At 62.8% G+C, this 10994-nt stretch carries 16 protein-coding genes and 2 pseudogenes; 4 read left to right on the top strand and 14 right to left on the bottom strand.

Annotation, left to right across the window (positions count from 1 at the left end):
- Positions 1-180 (bottom strand): annotated as a pseudogene (locus DYI24_RS12770) (GrlR family regulatory protein); the annotation flags it as partial.
- Positions 181-344: 164 nt separating this feature from the next.
- Positions 345-2364 (bottom strand): annotated as a pseudogene (locus DYI24_RS12775) (methyl-accepting chemotaxis protein).
- Positions 2365-3132: 768 nt separating this feature from the next.
- Here DYI24_RS12775 and DYI24_RS12780 point away from each other — a divergent pair.
- A complete protein-coding gene (locus DYI24_RS12780; protein WP_164572546.1) occupies positions 3133-4185 on the top strand; it encodes a Fic family protein in 1053 nt (350 codons plus the stop codon).
- A gap of 172 nt (positions 4186-4357) precedes the next feature.
- On the opposite strand, the gene DYI24_RS12785 is transcribed toward DYI24_RS12780, so the two are convergent.
- From DYI24_RS12785 to DYI24_RS12835, 11 genes are all read right to left on the bottom strand, one after another.
- Entirely contained in the window at positions 4358-5071 is a 714-nt protein-coding gene (locus DYI24_RS12785; RefSeq protein ID WP_164572547.1) for a GIY-YIG nuclease family protein, read from the bottom strand.
- A complete protein-coding gene (locus DYI24_RS12790) occupies positions 5068-6057 on the bottom strand; it encodes a tyrosine-type recombinase/integrase (RefSeq protein WP_164572548.1) in 990 nt (329 codons plus the stop codon). The genes DYI24_RS12785 and DYI24_RS12790 overlap by 4 nt, the downstream gene beginning before the upstream one ends.
- Before the next feature lie 17 nt (positions 6058-6074).
- Positions 6075-6476, bottom strand: a complete 402-nt coding sequence (locus DYI24_RS12795) for a hypothetical protein (RefSeq protein ID WP_164572549.1) — start codon at positions 6474-6476, stop codon at positions 6075-6077.
- Positions 6477-6588: 112 nt separating this feature from the next.
- Positions 6589-6861: a hypothetical protein gene (locus DYI24_RS12800; RefSeq protein ID WP_164572550.1), complete on the bottom strand. Its 273-nt coding sequence runs from the start codon at positions 6859-6861 to the stop codon at positions 6589-6591.
- Positions 6862-6879: 18 nt separating this feature from the next.
- On the bottom strand, positions 6880-7071 hold the full coding sequence (locus tag DYI24_RS12805) for a hypothetical protein (protein ID WP_164572551.1): 192 nt from the start codon (positions 7069-7071) through the stop codon (positions 6880-6882).
- A 5-nt stretch (positions 7072-7076) separates the two neighbouring features.
- On the bottom strand, positions 7077-7265 hold the full coding sequence (locus DYI24_RS12810) for a hypothetical protein (protein WP_164572552.1): 189 nt from the start codon (positions 7263-7265) through the stop codon (positions 7077-7079).
- A complete protein-coding gene (locus DYI24_RS12815; protein WP_164572553.1) occupies positions 7262-7618 on the bottom strand; it encodes a hypothetical protein in 357 nt (118 codons plus the stop codon). Before DYI24_RS12815 ends, DYI24_RS12810 begins: the two co-directional genes overlap by 4 nt.
- Positions 7618-7884, bottom strand: coding sequence for a hypothetical protein (locus DYI24_RS12820; RefSeq protein WP_164572554.1), 267 nt, complete (start codon positions 7882-7884; stop codon positions 7618-7620). The genes DYI24_RS12815 and DYI24_RS12820 overlap by 1 nt, the downstream gene beginning before the upstream one ends.
- Positions 7884-8273: a hypothetical protein gene (locus DYI24_RS12825; protein ID WP_164572555.1), complete on the bottom strand. Its 390-nt coding sequence runs from the start codon at positions 8271-8273 to the stop codon at positions 7884-7886. Before DYI24_RS12825 ends, DYI24_RS12820 begins: the two co-directional genes overlap by 1 nt.
- On the bottom strand, positions 8270-8548 hold the full coding sequence (locus DYI24_RS12830) for a hypothetical protein (protein ID WP_164572556.1): 279 nt from the start codon (positions 8546-8548) through the stop codon (positions 8270-8272). Before DYI24_RS12830 ends, DYI24_RS12825 begins: the two co-directional genes overlap by 4 nt.
- Before the next feature lie 11 nt (positions 8549-8559).
- On the bottom strand, positions 8560-8901 hold the full coding sequence (locus DYI24_RS12835; RefSeq protein ID WP_164572557.1) for a hypothetical protein: 342 nt from the start codon (positions 8899-8901) through the stop codon (positions 8560-8562).
- Positions 8902-8942: 41 nt separating this feature from the next.
- Between DYI24_RS12835 and DYI24_RS12840 the strand changes: the two genes are divergently transcribed.
- Both DYI24_RS12840 and DYI24_RS12845 read left to right on the top strand, forming a co-directional pair.
- Positions 8943-9434 carry a hypothetical protein gene (locus DYI24_RS12840; RefSeq protein ID WP_164572558.1) on the top strand — a complete coding sequence of 164 codons (492 nt, stop codon included), beginning with the start codon at positions 8943-8945 and terminating at the stop codon, positions 9432-9434.
- 18 nt (positions 9435-9452) lie between these two features.
- Positions 9453-9809 (top strand): hypothetical protein, encoded by a 357-nt coding sequence (locus tag DYI24_RS12845; RefSeq protein WP_164572559.1) that lies wholly within the window; start codon positions 9453-9455, stop codon positions 9807-9809.
- Between the two features lie 230 nt (positions 9810-10039).
- Here DYI24_RS12845 and DYI24_RS12850 read toward each other — a convergent pair whose 3' ends face one another.
- Complete coding sequence (locus DYI24_RS12850) at positions 10040-10687, bottom strand: hypothetical protein (RefSeq protein WP_164572560.1); 648 nt, start codon at positions 10685-10687, stop codon at positions 10040-10042.
- Positions 10688-10802: 115 nt separating this feature from the next.
- Between DYI24_RS12850 and DYI24_RS12855 the strand changes: the two genes are divergently transcribed.
- Positions 10803-10994: hypothetical protein (locus DYI24_RS12855; protein WP_164572561.1), on the top strand; the 192-nt coding region annotated here is incomplete at its 3' end.

Here is a 10994-nt window from a genome sequence, read left to right on the forward strand (position 1 = left end):
GTGCTGGGTGACGGTGACCTCGCCCTTGAAGCTGTCGCCCGAGACCACGTAGCTGCCGACGTAATACAGATAAGCGTCGCCGCCGAGGATCTTGCCGTCGCGAAACAGCGCCACGCCGCTGCCCTTGCCGGAGCGGCCGTCGAGCAGATCAACGTGGAGCGAATACAGCCCGTTTTTCATCACGTTCCCCGCTGCGCCCACAACTGATCGGACGCACCATCCCGTTATGCCAAAGCGGGTGAACGGGCGTCAACGTGACAGGATATCCGGGACCCGCCGGCGCCGCCGGCGAGCCTCCTCGCCGATGGAGCCCTCGGCTCGGGGCGCCGAGGGCAGGGCGGTGATCAGGCCGCCCGGACGGTGTTGAGGAACTTGGAGACTTCGGTCTTCAGCCGGTTGCTGTCGGCGGACAGCGACTGTGCCGCGGTCAGTACCTGCGACGAGGCCGAGCCGGTCTCGCTCGCACCGCGCTGCACGTCGGTGATGTTCGATGACACCTGGTGCGTCCCTTGCGCCGCCTGCTGCACGTTGCGCGAAATCTCCAGGGTGGCTGCGCCTTGCTCTTCCACCGCCGAGGCGATGGTGGAGGAGATTTCAGACAGCTTCTCGATGGTCGCGCTGATGTCCCTGATCGCGTTCACCGACTCGTTGGTGGCGCCCTGGATGCTGGAGATCTGCTGACTGATATCGCCGGTGGCCTTGGCGGTCTGCTCGGCCAGGGCTTTGACTTCCGACGCCACCACGGCGAAGCCGCGTCCGGCCTCGCCGGCACGCGCCGCTTCGATCGTGGCGTTGAGCGCGAGCCAGGTTGGTCTGGCCGGCAATGGTGTTGATCAGTTCGACGACGTCGCCGATCCGCGCGGCCGCCTTCGACAGTTCGCTGACGCGGTCGTTGGTGAGGCGCGCCTGGCTGACGGCGTCGTTGGCGATCCGCGCCGAGTCCTGCACCTGGCGGCTGATCTCGTTCACCGACGACGACAGCTCCTCGGTGGCGGAGGCCACCGACTGCACGTTGGTCGAGGCTTCTTCCGAGGCCGCGGCCACCATCGTGGTGAGCTCCTGGGCGCGCTCGGCCGTGCTCGTCAGCGTCGTTGCGGACGCTTCGAGTTCGGTCGAGGCCGACGACACGGTATCGACGATTTCGCCGACCGCGGACTCGAAGCCGTCGGCGAGCTGGATCATCTCCTGCTTGCGCCGCTGAGCCGCGATCTGCTCTTGTCGGGCCTGGGCTTCGGCTTCCTCGCGCGCCTTCTGTTCGGCATTCTTGCTGATCACCACCACGGTCTTGGCGATGTCGCCGACTTCGTCGCCGCGGGTCGCGCCGGGAATCTCGGTATTGAGCTGGCCGTCGGCAATGCGGCCGAGCGCGCCGTTCAGACGGGTCAGCGGGCGGGCGACGCCGACGAAGGTGAAGATCACCGAGCCGATCAGCGCCAGCATCACGATGATCGCGACCGCGAAGCTGACCCGGTTCGCCTGCACCAGCACCGCATCGGCCTCTTCCTTGGCGGTGCGATAATTCTTGCTGGATTCGTCGACCGCCGCCCGCATCAGTTCAGCCGACCGGTTGGCGATCCCGAGTGCTGCGGCCGCGATCTCGAGCTTGCCGGATTCCAATTTCAGAGCGGTCGCTGTCAGTTCGTTGAACGATTTGCCCGCGTCGGCGAGCTGATCGATCTCGTCGCTCAGCGATTTGTCGGTGACAACGCTGCGCAGCCGGCCCAGCGTATCGTTCAGCTCATTGCCCCGCGTATCGATCGCCTTTTTCTGGCTGTCCTCGCCGGTGACGCTGAAGCGCCAGGTCGCTGCGCGGATCGCGTTGAAGTGCGAATCCGCTTCGTAGAGGATCCGTTCAGCTTCGAGGCGATTGGCGGCGGTCGCGGGCGCGGTCCGGATCGCATCGAGCGCGGTACGCCATTCGCCGCCCAGCGCGTTGCGCTTGCCCGTAATGTCGAAGATTTGCCTGATCGTCTTGACCAGCTCCGTTCCCTGCTTCTCGTAGTCCTTGTTGAGCGCGGCGATCTGCAGCAGGCGATCCTTGTTCTCCTGCTTCACCGTGCGCTGGGCGGCGTTGTCGATTTCCTTCGCCATCCGTGCCGTCATGTCCGTCAGCGACGCGATCGGCTTGTCGAGATCGCCCGGAGCCTTCGCCAGCCGGATATCGCGGACGGCGAGCTGCATGCGGCGCAGCGCGATATTGGCTTCGAGGGTGTGCTCGTTGATGTACTGCTGCCCGTCGGCAAGCGCATTGGCAGCCTCGATCTTGCGCTCGGCGACGAACTGATTGGCGAGCATGCCCCCGGCGAGGATGACGCCGAGAAGGCCTGCAGCACCGAGCTTGTTACCAATGCGATCGAACTTCATCGTGACACTACCTAATTCGTGGTTGCGTCCTCAAACTGATCGCGGGGCGATTATCAAATGGTGAAAATAGGTTCCAGTAGAACTACCAACGTCGATCTGGATCGTGATGCCATGCAGCGACGCGCGATGCGGCGATGAGTTGAACGCCACCGTTTCCTGCTCGCTCCGCGAACATCGCGTACGCCTTGTGGATGAGGGGCATAGCGTTACTTGGGGGGAGAGGCAGGACCGGGCTGATCCCGTCGGTTTTCGCTCATACCAAGGTCGCGTCGCGGGAAGGCGCCAGGGATGTCCCCGCGCGGATTCATCGCATGTGCCGAACGGCAACTTGCGGCGACCCGACCGATCCCGGCGGTCGCGTTTTATCGAAATTCATAGACGGGATGGTGCGGGCGACCGCTGCATGGAGCCGCCCACTCATAGGTAGTGAGATGAGTCATTTCCTGGAATCATCGACCGCCACTGGCCGTTGCTACTGGCTTCGGTGCAAACAGATGTGGGCGGACCGAGCTTTTCTGCCGGATGAACTTCATCCAGAACTGCCGGCAACGCGGCATCGGTTGGTCGCTTCTTTACTGGCGGTCGGCGTGAAGGGGGAATGCGTACATGGCAAGAATCCAAATTTCATATTTCAGTTTGGTTGGACTGAGTGTGATCCATCTTTCTTCGCTCCGTTCATGTCCCACGCCAGCGCAATTGGACGAAAATGGGTAGACAACGGCAAAATCCGCGTCATTCTATTTGGGTGTAAATGGATAAATTAATGTCATGACGCTCAACGCGGCCACGCTTCGGATCACCCCTGAAGTCCTGTCGCTCATCGCCGAGATCGACGAGTTCAAAGGGGCATGGCGGGCGATTGGCCGGATTGCACCAGAGCGCCTGTCGAGCCTGCGCCGCGTCGCCACCATCGAAAGCATCGGCTCATCGACGCGCATTGAGGGGTCCCGGCTCAGTGACCGGGAGGTAGAGGTCCTGCTGGCAAACATCCGGATTGGGTCGCTCGCCACGCGCGATGAGCAGGAAGTCGCCGGTTACGCCGAGGTGATGGAGACGATCTTCAACGCCTATGAAGCGATCCCGCTGACCGAGAATTATATCCGCCAGTTCCACCGCGATCTTTTGGTCCATTCGACCAAGGACGAGCGGCATCGCGGTTCGTACAAGATGCTTGCCAACCATGTCGAAGCCTTCGATGAAACGGGCAAGAGCCTCGGCGTGGTTTTTGAGACCGTCACGCCTTTCGACACACCGCGCCGCATGAGGGAGCTGGTGGAATGGACTGCCGGGAAGGAGCAGGACAGGAGCCTTCACCCGCTTTTGGTTATCGCGATCTTCGTGGTGGTGTTTCTGGAAATCCATCCCTTTCAGGACGGCAATGGCCGCCTGTCGCGCATTCTGACAACCTTGCTGCTGCTGCGGGCGGGATATGCCTATGTCCCTTATAGCTCGCTGGCGAGCGTGATCGAGCAGAGCAAGGAAGCCTATTATCTGTCGCTGAGGCGGACCCAGGGAACGATCCGCACTGATACGCCTGATTGGAATCCCTGGCTGGAATTTTTTCTTCGTGCTTTGCAGGGCCAGAAACAGCGCCTTGAAAGGAAGATGGATCGCGAGCGGGTCATGCTGGCGGCCCTGCCGGAATTATCGGTGCTGATCCTTGAGGCGGCGCGGGAACATGGCCGGGTTACGGTCGCCGAAGCCGTGAGGATCAGCGGTGCGAGCCGCAACACGATCAAGGTTCATATGAAGGCGTTGGTCGACCAAGGTCATCTGGTCTTGCATGGGGCTGGTCGGGGGGCGTGGTATGGACTTAGCTGATGGGCCCACGGCGGGTTGAGTATCTGTGGTAACGCTTGTCGCCGCCGCAGGGGCAAAACCCGCGGCGAACGGCGTTCGCAGTTCTGTATTGAAATGGCGCGCTCGGAAGGATTCGAACCTCCGACCCTCGGAATCGAAAAACGTTGGTCGCGAGCGAAATATTAATTTGATTTCATTGAGTTACGTGTTGGTCAAAAACCTGTTCGGTGCCGATTCTAGGGCTGCGACGCCCCACTTTGTTCTGGGTTGGATCAAGCGACCGGATCAGTTCGGCCTCAAGCTTCAACCGTTCCTTTTCCGTCGTCCCGATATAGAAGACCTGGTCGAATGGTCGGCCGTTCTGTCGATGTCTCGCTACCCGAGCGGGCATCCGCAAGCTTGATCCGACGTAGACGACCTTCCCCTTTTGCATAAGCAGGTAGACGCCGATCGACGGTTTGGCGGACTCGGATGGAATGCCAGGCTTCGAGGTGGGAGGCGTTGGCGCACGCGATGCAGCAAGATATTCGCTCCACCAAGCATCGAGCTGCGGCAGCAGCACGGTTTCGGCTCGTATGACCGCAGCCTCGTGGTCGGTGCCAAGCTGTTCGTCGCGGAGCGGACATCCGGCGCGCCGCATGCGCTTCGGAACGATGAAAGCATATTTCCAGCCTAATGATCTCGTGCGCTCGCGGATGACGTGTCGCGGCAAGTGTGCGATCACCTCTGGAGCGTTGGCGGACCTGTAGGCGACCTCCTGTTCGCGCTCGGCTCTCTCGATCTCAGCCAGTTCGATCGCTTCGGCCTCGCCCTGATCTTTGCGCTTCGTTGAGCCGCAATACCGTTTTCCGCCGCGTTGAAAGTCGGAATAGTAGTACGGCGAGTTCTTGGGCAGATAGACCGTCATTTCCCATCACCTTCTGCGGCTCGCAACTTGGCGTTCTCGACGGATCTCTCCCGCCGCGCCTCGGTCTCGCGCGCGGTCGCCTCCAGGCCGTCCCGGATGTCGCCGATATCGGCATCGGCGTAGAACTCGCTGGTGGTGGCGATCTTGGAATGGCGCAGCAGCTTCTGCACCAGCTTGAGGTTGCCGGTCGACCGCAGCGTCCGCATCCCGGTGGTGTGGCGGGTGTCGTGCAAGCGGGCGTCGACGCCGGCCTTGGTCCACTTCCGGCGGCGGTTGGTGCCGATGCCGTAATAGGTCATCGGATAGCGCTGGCCGCGGACGAATTCCGTGCCGGTCTTGGGGCAGCGCCTGGTGCGCTCCGCCACGAAGGTGAACACCGACACCGGATGATTGCCGCGCAGGCCCCACAGGATCTCGTAGGCGCGGCGTGACAGCGGCAGCACGGCAGGCTTGCCGCCTTTGCCGACGATGCGGATGATCCCCAGCTCGAAATCGACCTGCGGCCAGATCAGCAGCAGCTCGCGGCGGCGCAGGCCCATGATCTCGGCGAATTCGCGCAGCTCGCGATAGTCACGGCTCTCGACCTCGTCGATCGCCGAATCCTCGGCGACGGTGATCTCCCGCACCGGGCGCTTGATCACCTTGAGCATGTGCGCGCCCCAATCCGGCTCGTTCAGCACCGTGACGTTCCAGTTCTTGCGGGCGCGACGTATCACGCGGCGCAGCGTCGACACCACGCTGTTGTTGATGGTGCGGTTGGAGATCGGCTTGTGGAGCTTCTTGCCGCGCTCATCGCGGCCGGACGGCTTGACCTCGCGCCGGCGCTTCTCGACTGCCTCGGCAACGACGTTGTCGGTGATGTCGTGCAGCCGCACCTGCGGGCCAATATTGGCCGCCAGCCAGTCGAGCTGGCGCTTCAGGTCTGGGTCGTTGAGGTGGCGGCCGTGCTCATTCCAGAACCGGTCGCAGGCGTCCGCCAACGTCATTGGACGCCGGCCGGCTTTCAGGGATTGGTCGACAAGCCGCTTGGCTTCAGCGCGGGCCGCCTTTTCCGCGTCCTGAGCGTCACGTTCATTCCGGCACTTGGTCGAGCCGGAAAAGCGATAACCGCTGATCTGGAAATCGTATTGCCAGTAAGGGGAGTTCTTGACCCGGAACGGCATGGCTGGGCACTGCTCGCGGCGATGTTGCGGTAAAACTCGGCGACGTCGGGGAGCGTACAGACGTAATGCCGGCGCACAACCCCGAACCCCTTGACGTGCACCGGCAAAGTGCCTTCCGCGCGGTGCTTGCGTAGGGTTTCGAGGCTGATCTCGGTGGCTTCGGCCAGCTCGGCTAGGCCGAGCGATGCCCGGCAGGCGAACGCCTCGAGCACTTTCGGGGGCAGGTGATCGGTCTGGATCATGGCGCCTCGGTCTCGGTCAGGTCGTCCGCATCGGCCCGCTCCAGCGCGCGGGCTTCGTGCATCAGCCCGGCGACGAGCAGCGCGAAGATGGCGATGAGGACGGTGGCGATCGTCATTGGTGCGGCGGCTCCTGCGGAAAGTGTAAGCCTGATGTAGCTGTCTTCATCTGCAGGATCTGGTCGCTCGCTTCGTCTCGCCAATTGGAGCCGTGCTTCAGGGCAAGTTTAATCAGCCAATGCAGCACAAAGGCTTGTTCCGCTTCTGCCTTTTCCTCGATCTCATGGCCGGCAGCACGAAACGCTTGAGCGATCGGTGCAAGCTGAAAGCATATTTTCCCGAGAACTTCGCGAAGTTCTGGCGTCATCTTGTCAGGGTAAATATTCATTATTGCGTTCACTCCTGGCTAAATTGCTTCCGGGTCGATCTTGTCGGGCGCGCCGCACTGGCGGCAGTTACGGTTCTCAAGTTCGGCCTCGAACTCGTCCCATTCATCTTCGCTGTCGAAGTGGAAGCTTGGCTTAAGGATGTCCCCGCAGACGTTGCACCAGAAGCCATCGTCATTGCGCGTCCACCACTGCGGTTGCCGATCGTTCATCGTGTTCACTCCTGGCTAACAATCAGCACCGGCCGCGACCGAGGCGGCGGACGCAGGATCTGGGCGAACAGCGCGGCGCGTTCGACGGCGCGTTGGTGGAAGTAATCGGCATCGTTGCGGCTGGTGGGGACGATCGGCGCCAGCACGATCTTGTCGCCGTCGACGGTGGAGGAGGCGAGCAGCGGGCGGGTCATCGCTGGGCCTCGTTTGGTTCGCTGCCGGCGCAGCATTGGGCGATCAGGTGGCAGGCGGCGAGGCCGAGGCAGATCGATGCGGTTTGCCGCATCTGGTCGCAGCAACTGGTGATCGCGGCCGCGCGGGCGGCGAGATAGTTGCGGGCGAAATCGGCGCGCTTGGCCTGGGCCATTTGGTCTCGGCGCGGCGCATGCCGGCGCAGCTTGCGATGCTTCGCATAGGCGGCGATCTGCTCATCGGTGCGGCCGGGCAGGAGCGCGCGGAGCTCGGTCCAGCTTGCCGTCGTGTAACGCTGCTCGATCACGCCCCGTTCGCGGCGTGACCACGGGATGGGAGTTCGACTTGTCGCCATCAGCCTTGCTCCATCTCGCGAGCGACGACGCCGAGGGCGCGGTCGAACTGGTGATCGGTAATCACCAGAGTGGTGTCGCTCGCGGCCGGCGGCGCGGATGGGCCGTCGCCGATCAGACCGTAGCGCTTCAACATCGCCAACCGGCGGTCGGCCGGCATGTCGCGGTTGCTCGACAAGATGCCGAGCATGGCGGCGTGGCGATCGTCGCGATCCAGCGGCGGCAGCTTGGGGCGATAGGGCGGGAAAGCGAGCAGGTCGTTCGACATCAGCGCGCTCCCCAGCTCACGTTGGTGACGATCGGCTTGAGCAGCTGCTGCGCGGCAGCCGTGACGATCGGTCTGCTCGGATGCTGCGGGCGCCACGGCGGCGGGGTTTCGGTGTGGCGACCGCGTTCGGATTCGTCGCCGGCGCGCTCGTAGCACTCGATTTCAAACGTATCCTCGTCGAATTCGATGCCGCGCTCGCGCTCGTCCTCCGCGGTGAGCGGGAGGAATGTGATCTTGCCGCCGATGCCGGCCGGCCACATCACGCGGCCGGGATGAGCGAATTCATAGGCTCTGCAAATCGCGCTGGCGATTTCCAAAAGCTGCTGCTGGACGTCGTCCGTCAGCTCGACGTCTTCGGGGAAATTGATTTCGATGCGCTTGCAGTTCATCGTTTCAGCCCCAATGCTTTGGTGATTTCCTCAGCTTTGGCGACCTTGCCGGCTTCAAATGCTCTCTCAAGAGCGTCGCTGATCCGTTCCAGGTCGTACTGATCAAGCGGCCAAGCGAATTTCGTCACAATTCGGGTGCCGTAGCCGGGGACAAATTGCTCAAGATGAACGATGTCAGCTTCATCGCGCGCACAGGCGGTGCCCTTGCGCCAATACGATAGCTGATGCGTCGGGAAATACTCGCGGTGCGGATTGTCAGCGGTGATCTCGCTCATCGCCGCCCCCGTCAGTGCAGGCTGTGGCGGGTGCGGTCGTAGAGGCGGCCGAAGGCTTCGGCGGTCTCCAGGCGATCGCGCAGGATGTCGGCGCCGGCGCGCACGGCGCGAGCTTTGGCCAGCGTCGCTTCGACGTCGATCTGGCGACTGGTGCCCGGGACGTATTCGATCGCGACCCGGACGCGCCGGCCGGAGCCGGCCAGCACCAGGCTGCGGCCTTCATCCAGCGGATCGAACGCGAAGCCGAGCTGGGCAACGGCCTTGTTGAAGGCCGCGATCTGCAGCCGCTCGGCGAGCGGGCGGCCGGTGGTGGATTCCGACCGCTGGGCGGCTGGAACGGAACTCAAGCGCATGGCAGGATACTCCCGTTGGTTGAGGACACGAGGTTGCGACGATGAAACGGGGAATCGTTCTCAGCGCCCTGGCGGCGCTGCTGATGAGCGGTGCCGCGCAGGCGGATTACTCGGGGCGGCAAATCGGGAGCTGGACCACCAAGGCGCGCGACGATCGGTTCGGCGACGGTGGCAGCTACATCGCGCTGACGATGGCCGGAGGCGCCGCGCTCGGCGTCCGCTGCATCGGCAAGAAGCTGTCGCTGGCGATGATGGAAACCGGCATCTACGCACGCCCGATTGCCGAGGGCGACAGGTTCGACATCAAGGTTCGCGTGGACAAAGGCGAGATCGTCAAGCTCGACGGCGTTGCGATCGGCGGCCGGGTGATTCAGATCCCGGCGTCGCGTGATCTGGTTCGGCAGATTCGCCAAGGCGCGGAAGCTGCGGTGCGCATCGAAACGGCGGATGGCGTCAGCGCCATCGTGGTTTTTCCGCTGCACGGCGCGGCGAAAGCTTTCACTGACCTCGGCCGCGAATGCGGCATCGATTGAGCGCCGGAGGGGGCTGAAATGGACAACGAGTCGATCGTCGCCGCTGTGGTGTTCTTCGTGATCTTCATCGCCATACCGGCGATTGTCTTGGCCCGCCGCGAATGGGCCTATCGCCAGCAGGAGGCCAGGGCAGGCCAGGAAAGCGCGGTGATCATCGAGCACGTGCGCATGACATGGGTCGGCATCGTCAGCCTGTTGCTGCTTGTGTTGACGGTGGTCGGCGCGATCGTGGCCTACGGTGCCGCAAAAACGGATCTTCAGCAGATTGAGGCAGGCGTATCGCTGATCGGCGGGCTGCTGCTGTTCGGCCTCGGCGTCGCGCTGGGGCGTCGGCGCACGTACCGAGTGATGCGGCCGGGGAAACCGTCGGCCTGAAATCCAGTGTGGGCTGGCTGAAACGCTGGCTTGCATCATTGTCGCTCTGATGGCGCAAACGGATATCGCCCGCGCGCAACAGAACGATAGCTCAGAATTCGATTAATGCAATTCTTTGTTGCAATCGACGCAATCAAACTTGCGTCTATGTTTCACGTGAAAGCAATCGGAGGGCCGCGCGAACGCCCCGGCGTCAAATCGCCGGAGCGTTCGGTGCGGTCTTGGAGGGGTTAGTTCGGCCGCGGGCGCAGGCGATGGGGGAGGATCAGGCCTTTGACGATGACGCGGTCGTCATCCACCAGCAGCGGCTTGCGGAGGGCAGGATCGAACGTTGCCGCCACCAGATAAGGCGGCTCCAGAATGCGCATGACCGTCTCGGCGGTGCCGCCCCGCCAGTTGTAGACCTGGGCGCAGGCTGGCTCGCCAGCTCTCGGCGTCGTCGATAGGTCCACCAGTACCACGTCGCCAGGCATGAATCCGGCGCATTCCAGGCTGCGGCTGCGGATCACCCACGGATCGATGTTCTTCTTATTCCCGATAATCGCCTGGATCATCGACGCCATTGTGGTGTCGCTAGTGTCGGCCTCGTAGCGCGTCGCATCTTCGCGGAAGTCGGCCGGTTGCTTCTGCGGCTCGGGCTCGAAGCTCGGTGCGGCGAGCCCGGAGAACTCCTCCAGTCGCGCCAGCGTGCCGGCGCTCATCTTCGAAATCTGGCCGTCTTTTGGCTTGTAGATCCGCGTCAGTGTCGAGGGAGAGATATTCAGCAGCTTGGCGATCGTGGTCGGCTGCTTCTTGGTCTCCGTCACCACGTTGTGAAGGTAATCGCGATGCATGCGGGCGACCCGTGCATCGATCTGTTCGTCGGTCTTTTTGGCCAAGTGCGTTCTATCCGTAGCGATTGTGCTACGGGGAGTATGCGCCCGACCAGTTTCCACTACATCTTGCAACATTGCGCTTGCGAGAATTCGACGAATCAGATTTCAGATTGCAATTATGCAATCGCACCCTATCACAGACATCCTGCAGATCAAGGAGCGCGCCGCAGCGGTGCGGCTGACGATGAACGACGTGGCCCGCCTTGCTGGGCTTCCGGCGTCCACCGCTCACGCCAAGGCCCGCGACGGCCGCATCCGCGATGTCCGCTCATCGACCCTGGCGAAGCTCAGTTCCGCGGTGATCGCCGAG

This window comes from Rhodopseudomonas sp. BR0C11 (genome assembly GCF_010820945.1).
Classification (GTDB): Bacteria; Pseudomonadota; Alphaproteobacteria; order Rhizobiales; family Xanthobacteraceae; genus Rhodopseudomonas; species Rhodopseudomonas palustris_H.